The 17,440-nt window shown below is 63.7% G+C and carries 19 protein-coding genes and 1 other RNA gene; 12 read left to right on the plus strand and 8 right to left on the minus strand.

The features are described 5' to 3' along the window. Positions 1-65 precede the first annotated feature (65 nt). From WJS89_RS02115 to bla, 4 genes are read left to right on the plus strand one after another with little or no spacing between them, the layout of a single operon-like run. A complete protein-coding gene (locus tag WJS89_RS02115) occupies positions 66-1,136 on the plus strand; it encodes a cysteine desulfurase family protein (RefSeq protein ID WP_346339281.1) in 1,071 nt (356 codons plus the stop codon). Continuing rightward, positions 1,133-2,221, plus strand: coding sequence for a cysteine desulfurase family protein (locus tag WJS89_RS02120; protein WP_346339282.1), 1,089 nt, complete (start codon positions 1,133-1,135; stop codon positions 2,219-2,221). Before WJS89_RS02115 ends, WJS89_RS02120 begins: the two co-directional genes overlap by 4 nt. Beyond that, positions 2,218-2,547, plus strand: coding sequence for a 2Fe-2S iron-sulfur cluster-binding protein (locus WJS89_RS02125; protein ID WP_346339283.1), 330 nt, complete (start codon positions 2,218-2,220; stop codon positions 2,545-2,547). The genes WJS89_RS02120 and WJS89_RS02125 overlap by 4 nt, the downstream gene beginning before the upstream one ends. Continuing rightward, the gene (bla, locus tag WJS89_RS02130; protein ID WP_346339284.1) at positions 2,544-3,461 is read left to right on the plus strand and encodes a class A beta-lactamase; all 918 of its coding nucleotides are present in this window, start codon (positions 2,544-2,546) and stop codon (positions 3,459-3,461) included. The genes WJS89_RS02125 and bla overlap by 4 nt, the downstream gene beginning before the upstream one ends. 114 nt (positions 3,462-3,575) lie before the next feature. On the opposite strand, the gene ffs is transcribed toward bla, so the two are convergent. Further along, positions 3,576-3,669, minus strand: an RNA gene (ffs, locus tag WJS89_RS02135) — signal recognition particle sRNA small type. A gap of 162 nt (positions 3,670-3,831) precedes the next feature. On the opposite strand from ffs, the gene WJS89_RS02140 reads away from it, so the two are divergent. From WJS89_RS02140 to WJS89_RS02160, 5 genes are all read left to right on the plus strand, one after another. Continuing rightward, on the plus strand, positions 3,832-5,574 hold the full coding sequence (locus WJS89_RS02140) for a DNA polymerase III subunit gamma/tau (RefSeq protein WP_431993769.1): 1,743 nt from the start codon (positions 3,832-3,834) through the stop codon (positions 5,572-5,574). 13 nt (positions 5,575-5,587) lie between these two features. Further along, positions 5,588-5,908 (plus strand): YbaB/EbfC family nucleoid-associated protein, encoded by a 321-nt coding sequence (locus tag WJS89_RS02145; RefSeq protein WP_346340065.1) that lies wholly within the window; start codon positions 5,588-5,590, stop codon positions 5,906-5,908. A 39-nt stretch (positions 5,909-5,947) separates the two neighbouring features. Beyond that, a complete protein-coding gene (locus tag WJS89_RS02150; RefSeq protein ID WP_346339286.1) occupies positions 5,948-7,582 on the plus strand; it encodes a long-chain fatty acid--CoA ligase in 1,635 nt (544 codons plus the stop codon). Positions 7,583-7,728: 146 nt separating this feature from the next. Further along, positions 7,729-9,408 (plus strand): energy-dependent translational throttle protein EttA, encoded by a 1,680-nt coding sequence (ettA, locus tag WJS89_RS02155; RefSeq protein ID WP_346339287.1) that lies wholly within the window; start codon positions 7,729-7,731, stop codon positions 9,406-9,408. 162 nt (positions 9,409-9,570) lie between these two features. After that, entirely contained in the window at positions 9,571-10,923 is a 1,353-nt protein-coding gene (locus tag WJS89_RS02160; RefSeq protein ID WP_346339288.1) for a sensor domain-containing diguanylate cyclase, read from the plus strand. A 105-nt stretch (positions 10,924-11,028) separates the two neighbouring features. Here the strand turns inward: WJS89_RS02160 and WJS89_RS02165 are convergent, their stop codons facing one another. The 4 genes from WJS89_RS02165 to WJS89_RS02180 form a co-directional block, all read right to left on the minus strand. Beyond that, the gene (locus WJS89_RS02165; protein ID WP_346339289.1) at positions 11,029-11,607 is read right to left on the minus strand and encodes a pyridoxamine 5'-phosphate oxidase family protein; all 579 of its coding nucleotides are present in this window, start codon (positions 11,605-11,607) and stop codon (positions 11,029-11,031) included. A gap of 84 nt (positions 11,608-11,691) precedes the next feature. Then, positions 11,692-11,949: a hypothetical protein gene (locus WJS89_RS02170; RefSeq protein ID WP_346339290.1), complete on the minus strand. Its 258-nt coding sequence runs from the start codon at positions 11,947-11,949 to the stop codon at positions 11,692-11,694. A gap of 13 nt (positions 11,950-11,962) precedes the next feature. Next, entirely contained in the window at positions 11,963-12,493 is a 531-nt protein-coding gene (locus tag WJS89_RS02175) for a pyridoxamine 5'-phosphate oxidase family protein (protein WP_346339291.1), read from the minus strand. A gap of 58 nt (positions 12,494-12,551) precedes the next feature. Then, entirely contained in the window at positions 12,552-13,271 is a 720-nt protein-coding gene (locus tag WJS89_RS02180; RefSeq protein ID WP_346339292.1) for an NYN domain-containing protein, read from the minus strand. 104 nt (positions 13,272-13,375) lie between these two features. Here WJS89_RS02180 and WJS89_RS02185 point away from each other — a divergent pair, with 104 nt between their 5' ends. After that, a complete protein-coding gene (locus WJS89_RS02185; protein ID WP_346339293.1) occupies positions 13,376-13,720 on the plus strand; it encodes a YMGG-like glycine zipper-containing protein in 345 nt (114 codons plus the stop codon). Positions 13,721-13,728: 8 nt separating this feature from the next. Here the strand turns inward: WJS89_RS02185 and WJS89_RS02190 are convergent, their stop codons facing one another. Continuing rightward, the gene (locus tag WJS89_RS02190; protein WP_346339294.1) at positions 13,729-14,352 is read right to left on the minus strand and encodes a carbonic anhydrase; all 624 of its coding nucleotides are present in this window, start codon (positions 14,350-14,352) and stop codon (positions 13,729-13,731) included. A 59-nt stretch (positions 14,353-14,411) separates the two neighbouring features. Here WJS89_RS02190 and lipA point away from each other — a divergent pair, with 59 nt between their 5' ends. Beyond that, positions 14,412-15,332 (plus strand): lipoyl synthase, encoded by a 921-nt coding sequence (gene lipA / locus WJS89_RS02195; protein WP_346339295.1) that lies wholly within the window; start codon positions 14,412-14,414, stop codon positions 15,330-15,332. Further along, positions 15,332-15,793 (plus strand): type II toxin-antitoxin system RatA family toxin, encoded by a 462-nt coding sequence (locus WJS89_RS02200; RefSeq protein WP_346339296.1) that lies wholly within the window; start codon positions 15,332-15,334, stop codon positions 15,791-15,793. The genes lipA and WJS89_RS02200 overlap by 1 nt, the downstream gene beginning before the upstream one ends. Here the strand turns inward: WJS89_RS02200 and WJS89_RS02205 are convergent. Both WJS89_RS02205 and WJS89_RS02210 read right to left on the minus strand, forming a co-directional pair. Further along, complete coding sequence (locus WJS89_RS02205; RefSeq protein WP_346339297.1) at positions 15,754-16,242, minus strand: CinA family protein; 489 nt, start codon at positions 16,240-16,242, stop codon at positions 15,754-15,756. The genes WJS89_RS02200 and WJS89_RS02205 overlap by 40 nt on opposite strands. Then, positions 16,239-17,387 carry a bifunctional 2-C-methyl-D-erythritol 4-phosphate cytidylyltransferase/2-C-methyl-D-erythritol 2,4-cyclodiphosphate synthase gene (locus tag WJS89_RS02210; protein WP_346339298.1) on the minus strand — a complete coding sequence of 383 codons (1,149 nt, stop codon included), beginning with the start codon at positions 17,385-17,387 and terminating at the stop codon, positions 16,239-16,241. The genes WJS89_RS02205 and WJS89_RS02210 overlap by 4 nt, the downstream gene beginning before the upstream one ends. Positions 17,388-17,440: the final 53 nt, after the last annotated feature.

Below are 17,440 nucleotides of genomic sequence, written 5' to 3' on the forward strand. Positions count from 1 at the left end.
GCCTATATAAGGACTTGCGCGCGCGGCGCAATCGCGAGTCGCACGGGGAAGCAAGGGGAAGAGCCATGACGACACGTCTGTATTTCGATCACGCGGCCGCCACGCCGCTGCACCCCGAAGCGCGCGAGGCGATGTGTTCGGCGCTCGATTGCTGGGCCAACCCCAACAGCCCCTATGCAGAAGCGCGCAACTGTCACCGGATTTTCGAGGACGCGCGCCGCACCATCAACCGCGAGCTGGGGTGGGCGCACGACCTCATCTTCACCAGCGGGGCGAGCGAGGCAGTGGCACTGGCCGCGAAAAATTGTCTGCTCACGCGCCGTATCCATGGCGCGACCGAACATGACGTCGTTCCCGCCACCATGGGGGATGCGTCGGTAAAACTGGGTGTCGACCGGCAGGGCCGCGTCGACATGAGCGCGCTGACCGACGCGCTCGCGGCGGGACCTGCGCTGGTGGCAATTCAGCTGGTCAATAACGAGACGGGTGTGATCCAGGATGCGGACGCGATCCGCGAAGCCGTCCACGCGGCGGGATCCCTGCTGCTGTGCGACGCCGCGCAGGCAGGCGGGAAAATCGATCTCCCCGACGCCGATTTCATCGCCATTTCCGCGCACAAACTGGGCGGTCCTCCGGGGATCGGTGCATTGCTCGTCAAGGATCTCACGCAATTGCGCGCCGTCGGCGGCCAGGAAAAGGGGTATCGTCGCGGTACGCAGAATGTCCCCGCCGCCGCCGGTTTCGCCGCCGCCCTCGAGGCGGGGCGTTTCCGCAAAGCGATGTCGACACACAAGTATCTGCGCGAACAGCTTGAAAAGGCAGTGAAAGAACGCGGCGGCGTCGTCATTGCGGAAGATGCCGACCGCATCCCCACGATTGGCGGCATTGCGTTTCCCGGCACCAGTGCGCCGTCGCTGCTGGTGCAACTCGATCTTGCCGGCGTGGCCGTGTCTGCGGGGTCGGCCTGCTCTTCAGGTGCGATGAAGGGGAGCCGCGTCATCGGCGAAATGGGGCTCGAACCCGCAATTCATCAGGCGTTCCTGCGCGTCAGCTTCGGCCCCGATACCCACGAGGGCGATATCGACGATCTCGTCGCACGCCTGGACACGATCCTGCAGCGCGCCCGCGCCGCGTGATCTATCTCGACTATCAGGCGACCACGCCCATCGCACCCGAAGTGCGCGCGGCGATGGCGCCGTGGATGGAAGAGAAGTTCGCGAATCCTCATGCGCCCTATCGTGCGGGCCGCGAAGCTGCCGTCGCCATCGATATCGCCCGCACGCAGGTCAGTGAAGCACTCGGGCGTTCCGACGGCACGCTCGCATTCACCGGCTCGGCGACCGAAAGCATCAACTGGGCGATCCGCGGCGTGCTCCCCGAGCGACGCGGGCACCTCGTGACCATCGCCACCGAACATGCCGCCGTGCTCGATACGATTGCCTATTGCGGACGACACCATGACGTCACGGTCGTTCCCGTCGAGCCCGACGGGCGAGTCGACCTCGACCGGCTTCGCGATGCCATACGTCCTGACACCGCGCTCGTGGCCGCGATGCTCGTCAACAACGAGATCGGGGTGATTCAGCCCGTCGCCGAGATCGCCGCGATCGCGCACGATGCGGGCGCCCTGATGCTGTGCGACGCCGTTCAAGGACTGGGAAGAGTGCCGGTCCCGGAGGGGCCAGACCTCGTCGCGGTCTGCGCGCACAAGCTCCACGGCCCGAAAATGATCGGCGCGCTCTGGATGGCGGAAGGGGTCACGCCCGAACCGCTGCTCTACGGCGGCGGTCAGGAAAAGGGCCTCCGCTCGGGAACGCTCAGTCCGGCGCTGTGCGTCGGCTTCGGTGAGGCAGCATCGCTTGCCCGCCGGCGGTTCGAGACGGACCGCGCACACGTTGCCGCCTTATGGGAAAAGGGTCGGGCCATCCTGGCCGACTGGGCGCTCAACGGAAGCGCGGACGATCGCTATCGAGGCAATCTCAACCTGCGACGCGACGGGCTGGACGCCGCCCGCCTGCTCGCGGAAAATCGCGACATCGCCTTTTCGCTGGGTTCAGCTTGCGCAAGCGGGTCCGGGCGGCCCAGTCACGTTCTGCGCGCACTCGGCCTGTCGGACTGCGACGCGCGCAGTTCGATCCGGCTCGGATTCGGTCGATATACGAGTGCTGACGACTTCGTTGCAGCGCTGCGAAAGCTCGACGGAAGTGCGAAATCGCAATGACATGTGTCCGATTCCTGAAAGCCGATGGAAGCCTCGACCGAGAAGTGGAAGCCGAACCGGGTGCACGCCTGCTCGACGTCGCGCAGGCCGCCGGACAGCCGCTCGAAGGCACGTGCGAAGGTGCGATGGCCTGCTCAACGTGCCATGTCATTCTCGATCCCGCTGATTTCGCATCGCTTCCACCCGCGAGCGAAGAAGAAGACGATCTTCTCGACTTCGCGCCCTTCGTCAGCCAGACCTCGCGCCTTGCCTGCCAGGTCGAAGTGCCGACCGAGGGGGTGTTGACGGTCAAGATGCCGGGCAAGTCGCAGGATTGGAGCCGATGAAAACAATTGGCCTTCTTCTTCCGGCACTCGCTCTTTGTGCGTGCGCCGTGCCCGCTCAGCTCGGTACCGAGACAGAAACGATGCGGCTCGACGCAGGCGCGCACCGCGCGCTCCACGCGATCGAGGAGCGCTCGGGTGGGCGGCTCGGCGTGGTCCTTATCGACGGTGATGGCAACACGCTCATCGACTATCGAGGCGATCAGCGCTTTGCCTTCTGTTCCGCTTTCAAGCTGGCGCTCGGCGGCGCGGCGCTCGTAGCGGATGCGAAGGGATCGATCGATCTTGACAGGGAAGTGCGCTTCACGCGCGCAGATTTCGTCGGTCACCAGCCTTATGTCGAACAGCGTCTCGACGGTGAGGCGGGGGTCATCACGCTGGGTGACGCGCTCGACGGAACCCTGCTGACCAGCGACAATGTCGCGGCGAATATGCTGATCGACGCGCTAGGAGGCCCGCCCGCCGTCACCGCCATCTGGCGTTCGTGGGGCGACACCGTGTCACGGCTCGATCGGCGAGAGACGGCACTTAACGAGAACAGGGCAGGGGACGACCGCGACACCAGTTCGCCCCTCGCCATGGCCGAGACGGTGCGGCTTCTGCTCGACGGGGATGTGCTCGAACCCGTTGATGAAGCGCGGCTCGCAGGCCTGCTGGCTCGATCGCGGACCGGATTGGAGCGGGTCCGCGCCGGGCTGCTCGACGGATGGCGCGCCGGCGACAAGACGGGCACCTGCAAGCCGTCCGGAATGCCCGATCCCCAAGCGAACGATATCGGTTTCTTCGTTGACGATTCCGGAGAAACATTCTGGTTCGCCGTGATGCTCGATCGATATGACGGCGACGTGGCTTCAGCCAGCGCGATGCACGCGGAAGTGGGAGCGATATTCGCCGACGTGGTTCGGCATCCGCGCTAACGGTCCGCCCCGTCAATCATTTCGGACCGCAAGGAGATTCACCGTCGGAAACCGTGGAAGCCGACGACCCGACCGAACCGAAGGACCGGGAGGATTGGTGGTGCACTTGTCGGAAAAGGTGGAAGCCGACGACCCGACCGAAACCGCTGTGGCTGCTCCCTTCCGGGCCTGACCAGGTTCACGGACAGATCGTCCGCCGACTTCCGAGAGCGCATATGGCGAGCGAGCGATCGGAAATCAACTCTCGTTCTGCCGTACGAGGGGGCGTCGAAATGTTTGTCAGCATCCCTTCGCTGGCATCGTGTATGTTGCTAGGCTGCCTGCCGTGACCGACGAATCGCTCATTCCCGCCGACGACGCGCCTTCCGATATCGACGCGGGGCCGGGCCTCGGACTCGATGAGCCCGAACAGCCGCAGGCGCCCGAAAATGCGCCCTATCAGGTTCTTGCGCGGAAATATCGACCGACGACCTTCGATGAACTGATCGGGCAGGACGCGATGGTGCGTACGCTCGCCAATGCCATCGAGACCGACCGCATCGCCCATGCCTTTCTGATGACCGGCGTTCGCGGGGTTGGAAAGACCTCGACCGCGCGCCTCATTGCCAAGGCGTTGAATTGCATCGGCCCCGATGGCGAGGGAGGTCCCACGATCCACCCTTGCGGCGTATGCGAGCCGTGTCGCGCGATCGCCGAAGGTCGCCATATCGACGTCATCGAGATGGACGCCGCCAGCCATACCGGCGTCGACGATATGCGCGAGATCATCGAGGCAGTGCGCTATTCCTCGGTGTCGGCGCGCTACAAGATCTACATCATCGACGAAGTGCATATGCTCTCGAAGAACGCCTTCAACGCGCTGTTGAAGACGCTCGAGGAGCCGCCGCCACACGTCAAATTCCTGTTCGCGACGACCGAAGTCGACAAGGTGCCGGTCACCGTCCTGTCGCGCACCCAGCGTTTCGATCTGCGCCGCATTTCGGCAGACCAGCTCTCCTCCCACTTCGCTTCCATCGCGGAGAAGGAGGGCATCGAGGTCGAAGCCGATGCGCTCGCCATCATCTCGCGGGCCGCCGAGGGATCGGTGCGCGACGGCCTGTCACTGCTCGACCAGGCAATCGCCCATGGCGGGGCGCACGTCGGCGCCGAGGAAGTGCGCGACATGCTCGGCCTTGCCGACCGTGGCCGCATTCGACGCCTGCTCGACCACCTTCTCGACGGCGACGCTGCCGTGCTGCTCGCCGGGCTCGACGAGGCGCATGACCTTGGTGTGGAGCCTGCCTCGCTGATGCGCGGACTGCTCGACAGCCTTCATGCCGTCAGCCGCCGCAAGGCCAGCGGAATGGACGATGTGCTTCGCTCAACCGAAGAGCAAGCCGCGATCGCCAACGATGCCGAGGCGATGGGATGGCCGCAGCTTCACGCGCTGTGGCAGTTGCTCTTGAAGGGCCTCAAGGATGTCGAGGTCGCGCCCGATCCGCGCGAAGCCGCCGACATGGCGCTGCTCCGCGCGATCCATGCCGCAGGAATGCCCGACCCGGGCGCCGTGATCGATGCACTGGCGAACGGCAAGCCTCCGCCGGCTCCGGTGAAACGCGGCGAGGCAGCGAACGCCCAAGATGACGCCACGACCGGAACCTCACAGGAATCGACCCTCGATGCGCCGCGAGCATCGACCCTCGATGCGCCGCGAGCAGACGCACTACCTGCCCCGACATCGACCGCTTCGACAGACGACCGCGCACACGCTGGCCTTCCGCCCAGCTTTGCCGCCTTTCACGCGCTGATCGACCGCGACGACGCCAATGCACTGATTGCCGTCGAACTGCACGACAAGGTCGGGGTCGTTTCCTACGACCCGCCCTCGCTCGTGCTCCAGCCCAAGGCACCGCTCGACAACGAATTCGCACGCAAGCTCGCGCGGGCGGCCGAAGCGCTGACCGGCCAGCCATGGACCATTGCCATGCAGAACGACGGTGGCGGCCCGACGCTCGCCGAACAGGCGGTGATGGCCCGGCAGGCCGACCGCGAAGCGGTGCTCCAGTCACCGATGGTGAAAGCCGTCACCGACGCCTTTCCCGACGCCGAACTCACCGACATCAAGGAAGCCTGATATCATGCCCGAAATGCCCGACATGAATGCCATCATGGAAATGGCCCGCAAAGCCCAGGAAGATCTCGCCAACGCACAGGCCAACCTCGACAAGATCGAGGTCGAAGGTTCTTCCGGCGGGGGCATGGTGAAGATCCGTGCCAGCGCCAAGGGTCGCATCATCCGCGTCGAGATCGACGACAGCCTGATGAAGCCCGATGACAAAGGCATGCTCGAAGACCTCGTGGCCGCCGCGTTCAACGACGCCAAGATGAAAGCCGACCAGGCAGCGGCAGAGGAAATGCAGAAAGCCACCGGCGGCCTCCAGATGCCGCCCGGCTTCCAGATGCCGTAGACGAAAACCCCTCAACGCGTTTCAGGAGAGAGTGACGCCATGACGATACGCCTCGGTACCCAGCAGGACTGGCAGATGAACGTGATGCGGCTCGTCGATCATGCCGCACGCGAGCATGGCGACGGTGAGATCGTCTCGGCCTGGGCGGACGGAACCAAGACCCGCACCAACTGGGCGGAAGTCGCCATGAAATCGCGGCAGCTGGCGAAGAAGCTGAGCGGGCTCGGCATCGAGCGAGGCGACCGTGTCGCGACGCTGGCAATGAACCACGAGCGGCACCTGATCAGCTGGTACGGCTCGATCGGAATGGGCGGCGTGCTGCATACCATCAATCCGCGACTCTTTCCCGAGCAGCTCGTCTACATCGTCAATCACGCCGAGGACCGTGTCCTTTTCTACGACGCGATGATGAAGCCGCTCGTCGATGCGCTGCGCGACAAATGGCCGACGATCGAACATTATGTCGTCTACGATCCGCCCGAGGGGTGGGACGGCGACCCCTCGTTCGAGGAATGGATCGCCGATGTGGACAGCGATTTCGACTGGATCGAAGCCGACGAACGCGATCCTATCGGGCTCTGCTATACGAGCGGTACCACGGGCAACCCGAAGGGCGTCATCTACGAGCATCGCGGCATGATGCTGCATGCGTTCGCCGAGGTGCAGCCCGACTGTTTCGATCTGTCGAAGCGCGATTGTGCGTTGCCGATCGTGCCCATGTTTCATGCCAACGCCTGGGGCCTTCCGTGGGCCGCGCCGATGGTCGGCTGCAAGCTCGTCCTGTCCGCTGATTATACCGCCAAGCGCATGGTCGACCTGTTCCGCGACGAGAAAGTTACCCATTCGGCAGGCGTCCCGACCATCTGGGTCGACATGATCGCGCATATCGAGAAAACCGGCGATGAACTGGGTTCGCTCAAACAGGTGACGATCGGCGGCGCAGCCGCTCCGCGCGCCATGATCAAATGGTTCCGCGAGCGCGGCGTCGAAGTCGGCCATGCATGGGGGATGACCGAACTCTCGCCCATCGGCAGCCTCGCCGGCAAACCCGCCGGCTGGGACGAGATGAGCGATGAAGAGCAGGTCGACTATACCGCGCGGCAGGGCAGGGTGCCCTTCGGGATCGAAATGCGGATCGTCGACGACGAGGGCAACGTCCTTCCCCGCGATGGCCAGGCGACGGGCGATTTGCAGGTGCGCGGGCCCTGGACGATCGAGCGATACTTCAAGGCCGAGGAAAAGGCCGTCGACAGCGACAATTGGTTCTCGACCGGTGACGTCGCGGCGCTCCACCCCGACGGCTCCATGCAGATCACCGACCGCTCCAAGGACGTCATCAAGTCAGGTGGCGAATGGATCAGCTCAATCGAACTCGAGAACGCCGCCATCGGCGTCGACGGGGTCGCCGAAGCGGCATGCATCGGGATCTTTCACCCCAAATGGGACGAGCGTCCACTGCTCGTCTGCGTGAAGAGCGAGGGCAAGGATCCGAGTGCGGATGACGTCATCGAAGGTATCCGCGGCCAGGTCGCGAAATGGTGGCTTCCCGATGCGGTCGAATTCGTCGACGAACTTCCGCACACCGGTACCGGAAAGCTCTCGAAAAAGACGCTGCGCGAACAATTTAGCGACTATAGTTTCGACGGGGTGGAAGCGATGGCGGGCCGCGACTAGGGTTCAGTAGCAAGGATCGAGGGCGGGTCGCGGGGCGGTGCCGACCGGTCGCAGTCCGAAAAGCGAGAACAGCCCTTCGACAAGCTCGGGGCGAACGGTTATGTGAGGCCGGAATCACAACACTTTAGAAGTAGGAACCGCCCCACATGGCCGCCCAATACGCCTTTGTCATGAAGGACATGACCAAGACCTTCCCCGGTGCGCGAGCGCCGGTGCTTTCGAACATCAACCTGCAGTTCTATCAGGGCGCCAAGATCGGCATCGTCGGCCCCAATGGTGCGGGCAAGTCCACGCTCATGAAGATCATGGCCGGCATGGACACGGACTTCCAAGGCGAAGCCTGGGCGGGGGAGAATATCACCGTCGGTTACCTCGCGCAGGAGCCGCAGCTCGACGAGAGCAAGACCGTGCTGGAGAACGTCAAGGACGGCGCGCGCGACATCGCGGACAAGGTCGACCGGTTCAACGCCATCAGCACCGAGATGGGCGATCCGGGCCCCGATACCGACTTCGACGCGCTGATGGCCGAAATGGGCACGCTCCAGGAAGAGATCGACGCGGTCGACGGCTGGACCCTCGACAACCAGCTCGAAATCGCGATGGAGGCACTCCGCTGTCCGCCGTCGGACGCTTCGGTCGAGAATCTGTCGGGCGGTGAGAAGCGCCGCGTCGCGCTCACGCGCCTGCTCATCCAGAAGCCCGACATTCTGCTCCTGGACGAGCCTACCAACCACCTCGATGCGGAAAGCGTCGACTGGCTCGAAAATCATCTCAAGGAATATGCGGGTGCGGTGCTGATGATCACCCACGATCGCTACTTCCTCGACAATGTCGTCGGCTGGATCCTCGAACTCGATCGCGGCAAGTATTTCCCCTACGAGGGCAACTACTCGACCTACCTCGAGAAGAAGGCCAAGCGCCTCGAGCAGGAAGCGCGCGAGGAAAGCGGGCGGCAGAAGTCGCTTTCTCGCGAGCTCGAGTGGATCCGGCAGTCCCCCAAGGCACGGCAGACCAAATCGAAGGCGCGTATCCGCAAGTTCGAGGAGCTGCAGGACGCTCAGGGTGACCGCAAGCCCGGCAAGGCGCAGATCGTCATCCAGGTGCCCGAGCGTCTGGGCGGCAAGGTCATCGAAGTCGAGAACGTGACCAAGGCCTATGGCGACAAGCTCCTGTTCGAAGACCTTTCGTTCACGCTGCCGCCGGGCGGCATCGTCGGCGTCATCGGCCCCAACGGCGCGGGCAAGTCGACCCTGTTCAAGATCCTTACGGGCCAGGAAACGCCCGACAGCGGCAAAGTCGAGATCGGCGAGACCGTGCACCTCGGCTATGTCGATCAGTCGCGCGACGATCTGACGCCCACGAACAACGTCTGGGAGGAAATCTCCGACGGGCTCGATTACATGCAGGTCAACGGCCACGACACCTCGACCCGCGCCTACGTGGGCGCCTTCAACTTCAAGGGCGCCGACCAGCAGAAGAAGGTCGGCAAGTTGTCCGGCGGTGAGCGCAACCGCGTTCACATGGCGAAAATGCTCAAGCAGGGCGGCAATGTCCTGCTGCTGGACGAACCGACCAACGACCTCGATGTCGAGACGCTTGGCGCGCTCGAGGAAGCCATCGAGAATTTCGCCGGCTGCGCGGTGGTGATCAGCCACGACCGCTTCTTCCTCGACCGCCTTGCCACCCACATTCTCGCATTCGAGGGCGACAGTCATGTCGAATGGTTCGAGGGCAATTTCGAGGCTTATGAGGAAGACAAGCGCCGACGCCTCGGCGATGCGGCCGATCGTCCTAGCCGCGTGAGCTACAAAAAACTCTCGCGCTAGGGAAAAGACTTTCGGCGGCCGAAGGCGGAAACGTCTGCGGAGCACTTGAACCTGCGGCGTGATCCGCTAACCACTACTGTTCCGGGGGTTGATGCAAGTCAGCATCCCCGTTTCAGTCCAACGGGGTTCACGCTGACCATTTCGCGCCGCCAGATCCTTCTCGTGTTGACCACGTCGCTGGCGTATCTCGTCTGCGCGGTGGCGGCCCTGATCGTGACCAACGCCGAAGACGGCATCGCTGCCTTCTGGCCGGCGAGCGGCGTCTTTGTCGCAGGGCTCCTTCTTGCGGAACGCGAGACACGGCCATTGGTGGCGGCAGGGGTCGGACTGGCCAGCCTAGCGTCCAACATCGTCGGCGGCGTCCCCTGGCTGGAGGCCGCCGGCTATACGGCCGCCAATATCGTCGAGGGTCTGCTCGTCTTGGCCCTAATGGGTAGACGGAAGGATGCACAGTTCGCCCAGCCGGCGACGATGCTGCACTTTGTCGCCGCGGCGATCGTTGGCGGGATCGCAAGCGCGCTGATGGCGGGTGCGCTGTCAAACAATTTCACGCTGTTGTTTCTTCGTTCGTGGGCGACCACCGTCATTCTGGGCCTCGCAACGGTGACACCCATCGTGATGTTCATCGCGCAGGACTCGCGTCGCCGTGCCAAATTGATAACGATGACGGCCTTGGGCGCTTTCCTCCTCGTCGCCGCGCTTTCCGTGATCGCGTTCGCACAAGGTGACTATCCCTTGCTGTTCCTTCCGATGGTCGGCCTGTCGATCGCGACCGCGCTTCTCGGCCTTTCCGGCAGTTCGATCGCGTTGGGGCTCGTGGCGCTCATCGGCTCGCTGTTGACGGCCGAGGGCGTGGGACCCGTCAGCCAGTCCTTTCCGATGATCGAGGCGCAGGTCCTGTATTTTCAGGCCTACATCGTCGCACTTATCGTCTCGGTGATTCCGCTCGCAGTTCTGCTTACGCGCCATCAGACCGCCGCCGAGCGCAACCTCGAACTGGCGGAGACCGACGCGCTGACGGGGATCGCGGCGCGCCGAAAGATCCTCGGTCGCCTGAGTACGGCCATGGAAGAGGCAGGGCGCGATGGCGCGCCTCTGTGTGTCGCGATGATCGACATCGACCATTTCAAGCGGATCAACGATCGCTTCGGTCATCTTAAGGGCGACGACATTCTTCGCGCGCTGACCGGCATTATCCGCGACGGGCTTGGCGATGGTGCTGAACTCGGGCGTCTGGGTGGGGAGGAATTTCTTGCCATTTTCGAAGGACGCAGCGCCGCTCAGGCACTGTCGGACTGCGAAGTGATCCGTGTACGCACCGAGGCGCACGATTGGCCCGACGACGGGCCGGAGCAGGTTACGCTCAGCATCGGGCTCGCCGACCACCAGCAGCACTTTACGACACCCGGGCAAATGCTGAGCGAGGCCGACGCCGCGCTGTACCGCGCCAAGGATGGTGGCCGAAACCGCTGCATCATTCGCGTACACCCACCCAATCCGTGCGCAGGCGTCTGATTACGGATGCGGCAGCGCCTGGCCTGAAGGACGTCGCCATAAAGCGGCGACCATAGGGCGACTTCGAAACGGGCGCGCTCGCACCGATCGGGCTGCAAACGGTCGCTACACCGCCAGCCATTGCGCGCTCGCGCCGCCCCATCTGGCGCGGCGATGCCCATCATGGGCCAGATAGAGCCAATCGACCTCGTCGATCCTTATGAGGAGCACGCAGAAATTCTCGCGCGCCTCGGCATCCAGCCGCTCGTCGCTGGGCTCCTCGTCCCGCACGTCGTCGGGCAGGTTGGCGAAGGGTGCATCCTCGGGCGTGCCGGGCGCCTCGGGCGCGAGGTAGCACCGCCGCGCAAAATTCGCGCTTTCCGCCCACGCTTTGTCGGCGATCGGCCCAGTGCGCTCGACCCGCACCGTCCCTCTCACCCGCAACTGCACCTTGGCTTCCTTGTCGTAGAATAGGACCCCGCAGCGCGGATCGCGCTCGAAGGCGCCGATTTTGGGGCTGCGCGCGTCACTGTGGAAACGCAGCGTCATGGCTTCGCGATCGAAGTCGCGGAGTACCATCGTGCGCACCTGGGCATCGGCGCTCGCGACGGCAGGGACATGCATGGCGCTTTTGCGATTGCTCGCCGCATCGCTCAGTCGCGTCACGATGTCGGCGACGACCTCCTCCAGTGTCTCGATGGTCATGACGTCCGCGTTACGCACCCTTCGCCCAAAGAAAAAGGGCCGACCCGCAGGCCGACCCCTCTTCTTCTGCAATCATCGCTCCGATCAGCCGTTACCGCGACCGCCCGGAAGCGGCGGCACGGGGGCACGCTGGCCGTGGTTGATGTCATCCTCCTTGGTCACGCCTTCGCTCGCTTCGGGGTCACGAACGCGTTCCTCGCTCGCCTGCGTGCCGACATCCGTCTGGATATCGCCACCGCTGCGGCTCTGGAACGACGGTGTCTCGAGGCTGCGCTCGATGATGTCGCTATCGTCGTTCTGCTTCGCCGTTTCCGTACGGCGGTTGAGATCTTTGTCGCTCATGTCGTGTCCTTTCCTAAAGCTGCACGTCGGCGCGGTTGTCTTCGTAATTCGGCTTTTCGCTGTCGCCGGTGATGAAATGGATCGCCGCCTGGACGAGGTGCTCGGCGCCTTCGTTCTCCCAGACGTTCGCCTCGGCCGTGTCGAAGCGGAAGAGCACCAGGTTGGGGTTGTTCTTGTCGCCGTCGAACCAGGGCGCGATCATCGCATTCCAAAGTCGATCGATCACCGCCGGGTCGTTGTCGATGACGAGATTGCCGTGAATGTGCGCGAAGATATCATGGCCCTTCGACTGGAAGGCCGCCAGCGCGCCCTCCGAGCGTTCGAGATCGGTGTAAAGACTCTCACGCTTGTCGGCGAAGAAATAGATGGTGCGGTTCTCATCCTCGCCGTCGATCTGAACGGTCATCGGGCGCGTGCGGTCGTCTTCGACGCCCTTGAGGCCGAGCATCACGAAGGGGCTCGAGCCCTCCAGCGCCTTCCAGAGTTTCTTCTCGAGGCGGGCGGCGGTTTCCTGCGGGTTTTCCTTGTCGTTCTTGAAGAACATGCAAATCTCCTTTTCTTTGGTTTCCCAACGAAAGACGAGAGGGGGCCGTTCCGTCGGCCTACCGCAGCCGCTTCACCACCAGCCGACCGTCGGCGCCATTCTTGACCTCGAAATTGTCGAGGCTGCGCACGAGATCGGAGAGCCGCGTGAACCCGTAATTTCGGACGGCGAAAGACGAGACCGCTTTGGCACGCTGCCCAAGCTCGGACAAAGGGGTGAAACCATCCTCGTCGCGTTTCGACTGCTTGTAGGCATTGCCGAGGATATCGAGCAGGTCCTGGTCGATCTTGGGCGGCGGCGAATTGTCACCGCCCCCGTTCTCGTCGGCGAGCTTTGCGGTGTCGTAGAAGCGCGTGCAGCCCTGCTGGAAACTCATCGGCGCTTTCGCCGTGCCGAAGCCGTAAACGGGAATGCCGCCCTCGCGAATACGCTGGGCGAGAGGAAGGAAGTCGCTGTCCGACGACATGATTCCGAAGGCGCCGATGGTGCCGCGATGGAGCAGATCCATCGCCTCGATGACCATCTTCATGTCGGTCGCCGACTTGCCCTTCACGATATCGAACTGCTGGACCGGAACCAGGCTATGTCGACCGGTCAGGTTTGCCCAGCCGCTGAGGCTGTTCTTGCGCCAGTTCCCGTAAACCCGGCGGATGTTGATCTCGCCCCATTCGGCCAAAACCGTCAGCACCTCGTCCAGATGGTCGGGCGAGGCGTTATCGGCGTCGATCAGAAGCGCGATGTTAAGTTCTTCGTCGGGGCGTTCGTTACGCCTGCTCATCGTTCGTTCATTCCCATCCGTCTCACATAGCGCACCGGCGGCGGAACGAAACCCCGTCCCGCCGCGTCGTCGCCCTACTGTATTCGTCGAAGGAGACACGACCCATGAAAAAGCTTCTCATCCCCGCTATGGCCGCTGGTCTGATGGTCACCGGCTGCGCAACCAACGATCGCTACGGCTATGGTTATGATGATCCCTACCGCAGCTCCGACAACGATCAGCGCGATCGTGCCCTGAAGGGTGCCGCCATCGGCGCGGCTGCCGGCGCGGTCGGCGGTGCCGTCGTCAAGGGCGTGTCGACGGTCGAAGGTGCCGCCATCGGTGCAGCCGCGGGTGCGGTGCTCGGTGCCGTCATCAAGGGCAAGCAATATTATCGCGATACGCGCGGCAACTGCTATTATGTCGATAAGAACGGCAACCCGGTCTACGACTATGATACGAAGTGCTAATTTAGCGCTTATTCGTCGCTGAAGGTGCCGGTCTCCTCGTCGAGGATGGACAGACGACCCTTCGCGATCCCGAAGTGGCAGCCGTGGAGCGAAAGCTTCGCGGCTGCTTCGCGTTCGGCCACATAGGGATAGGAGCGCAAGTTCTGCAGGCTGTGGCAGATCGCCGCCTGTTCGAGTCCGAGTTGCTTGTCTTCGATGCTTTCGTCGGCGACGACCGCGTCGCGCGGTTCCTTGATCAGGCCGATCCAATCGTCGACGAAACTGCGTCCTGGCTGACCGAGATCCGCGCCCGATAGCGCCGCGCCAATTCCGCCGCAGCTGGCATGTCCCAGGACGACGATATGCTGAACGCCAAGCCCCAGCACGCCGAATTCGATCGCCGAGGCCACGCCGTGCAGACCCGGGCCCTGATCGAACGGCGGAACAAGGTTTGCAACGTTGCGAACGATGAAGGCCTCTCCCGGCCCGATGTCGAAGATGGCGGTCGGGTCCACGCGGCTGTCGCAACAGCTGATGATCATCACCGGCGGGGCTTGGCCCTCGGCGAGTTCCGACCAGCGGTCGCGCTGGCGCTGATAGTCCTGGCGGCGGAATCGATGGTAGCCATCGACGAGCGTAGTGAAGGCGTTCATGAGGAAAGAGCTATATGCGGCGGGTTCACATAGGCAACCCCAATCGCTATCTCGCCCTCATGAACGCTCCGATGCACCCCGAACGCAAGCGCAAGCCCGACTGGATCCGTGTGAAAGCGCCCGTCAGCGAAGGCTATAACGAGACCCGCAAACTGATGCGCGACCTGGGGCTCGCGACCGTCTGTGAGGAAGCGGCCTGTCCGAATATCGGCGAGTGCTGGACCAAGAAGCACGCCACGGTCATGATTCTCGGCGACACCTGCACGCGCGCCTGCGCTTTTTGCAACGTGAAGACGGGGATGCCGCGCCCCGTCAATCCGATGGAGCCCGAGAACACGGCGATCGCGGCGGCCAAGATGGGCCTCAAGCATATCGTCATCACCAGCGTCGATCGCGACGATCTTCCAGACGGCGGCGCCGACCAGTTTGTCAAGGTGATCGAGGCGCTGCGCCGAGAGACTCCCGAAACGACGATCGAGATCCTGACGCCCGACTTTCGCGGAAAGCATGAAGCGGCGATCGAGAAGATCGTCGCGGCGCGTCCCGACGTCTATAACCACAATCTCGAAACCGTTCCGCGGCTTTATCCGACCATTCGCCCCGGCGCGCGTTACTATGCCTCGTTGCGCCTCTTGGAGCAGGTCAAGAAGCACGATCCGTCGATCTTCACCAAGTCCGGCGTCATGCTCGGCCTCGGGGAGCAACGGCTGGAAGTGCACCAAATAATGGACGACATGCGCTCGGCGGACGTCGATTTCCTCACTATGGGCCAGTATCTCCAGCCCACGCCCAAGCATGCCACTGTCGAGGAGTTCGTAACGCCCAAGGCGTTCGACGCCTACGCCTCGATCGCCCGTGCAAAAGGGTTTCTCATGGTGGCTTCGAGCCCGCTCACGCGCTCGAGCTATCACGCGGGCGACGATTTCGAGGAAATGCGCGCCAATCGCGAAGCGAAGCTCGCCAAGGCGGCGGCGCGCTGATGCCGCGCCATTCGGAGACGCGCCAGCTTCCCTACAGCCCCGAGCAGTTGTTCGACCTCGTGGCGGATGTCGAGCGTTATCCTGAATTCCTGCCATGGGTGAGCGCCATCCGTGTCCGCTCCAATAGCGAGACCGAAATGGTCGCGGACATGGTCGTCGGCTTCAAGGCCTTCAAGGAACGCTTTACCAGCAAGGTCACGAAGGAACGGCCCCACCACGTCGTCGTCGACTATATCGAGGGCCCCCTCAAGTTCCTCCACAACGACTGGCGTTTCGAACCCGATGGGGACGGGGGCACCAAATTGTCCTTCTGCGTCGATTTCGCCTTCAAGAATCGCATCTTCGAGGCCGTTGCGGGACAGATGTTCGATCGCGCGCTCCGCCGCATGACCGACGCTTTCATCGAACGCGCCGATGCGCTCTACGGCAGCAGCAGCGCCAAGGCTTCGAGCGCCGCCTGACGCCGGATCGTATCGCGGTCGGCGGAGGAGTCGAACCGCTCGCGTTTTGTGGTCACGCCCACGGGCGATGCAAGCCCGAACCACACCGTTCCCACGGGTTTCTCCGTCGATCCACCGCCCGGCCCCGCGATCCCGGTGATCGACACCGCCACATCCGCACCCGACCGCTCCAGCGCGCCCCTGGCCATCGCTTCGGCAACCTCGCCCGACACTGCGCCATGCAATTCGAGCAAGACCGGATCGACCCCCAGCATCCGCATCTTGGCCTCGTTGGCATAGGTCACATATCCGGCCACGAAGACATCGGACGAACCGGGCAGGGCGGTCAGCGCCGCACTGACCAATCCGCCTGTGCAGCTTTCCGCCACGGCAACGCGAGTTGCGCGCACACGATGCGTGGACAGTACTCCTTCGGCGGCGCTGATCAGCGATTTGTCCAGCGTGCTCATCGATCTTCCGGCATCCGGACCGTCGCGACCGCATGGCACGCCATGCCTTCACGCCGTCCGGTAAAGCCGAGCTTCTCGGTCGTGGTCGCTTTCACACTGACCCTCGCTTCGGGGACGTCGAGGATCTGCGCGATCCGCGCACGGATAGCGGGGCGATGAGGCCCGACCTTGGGCGCCTCGCAGATCACCGTCGCATCGACATGGTCGACGATCCCGCCGCCCTCCCGAACGAGCGTGGCCGCATGCGCGAGGAACTGATCCGACGAAGCGCCCTTCCAACGATCATCCGTCGGCGGGAAATGCTCGCCGATATCACCCATGCCGGCGGCGCCGAGCAACGCGTCGGTGATCGCGTGGAGCAGAACATCGGCATCCGAGTGCCCGGCCAGACCCCTGTCGTGCGCGACCTCGATACCCCCAAGCATGATCGGCCCCTCGCCCGCAAAGGCGTGCACGTCATAGCCCATACCGGTGCGTGAAATCATCTGGTCTCCCATCACATCCTCGGCGCGCTGCCAGTCTCGGGGGGTGGTCAGCTTTTCGAGCGATTCATCGCCATCGACCGTGGCGACCGACATACCGTTCTCACGAAAGAGACTAGCCTCGTCGGTGAAGGAGGCGCCTGCGACCCTCTCTGCCATGAGCGATTGCAGCCGCGACGTACGGAAAGCCTGCGGGGTCTGGACGCGGACGAGGTGGTCGCGGCTCACAGCCTGCGTCAGTACGCCATCGACCGCGCGCGATACCGTGTCGGGAACCGGCAGCACAGGGACGGCAGCGTCGGTTTCGAGAAGCGCTTCGATCAAGCGGTCGACCACGTCGGCCGGACAGAAGGGGCGGGCCGCATCGTGAACGAGGACGTGGCTGGTCTCGACCTGACGAAGCCCGTTGGCGACGCTTTCGCTTCGCGTTGCGCCCCCGTCGATGAGCGCGCCGACCGCACGATCGCCAAGCGCACGCGCGGCCATTCCGTGCTGGTCGCGCCCGATCACGACCCGAACCGCGTCGATCCGCGGATGATCGATCAGCGCGTCAACCGCGTGCGCGAGCACCGCCTTTCCGGCGATTTGCGCATATTGTTTCGGCACGTCGGCACCCATGCGCGTGCCCGATCCGGCGGCAACGATTAGCGCGGTGATCTGCATGGCAGCCTGATGGCGCGCAAAACTTTGCCTGTGAAGGCTTTTTGCGCTATCGG

The sequence above is a fragment of the Sphingomicrobium aquimarinum genome (assembly GCF_039655735.1).
GTDB classification, from domain to species: Bacteria; Pseudomonadota; Alphaproteobacteria; order Sphingomonadales; family Sphingomonadaceae; genus Sphingomicrobium; species Sphingomicrobium aquimarinum.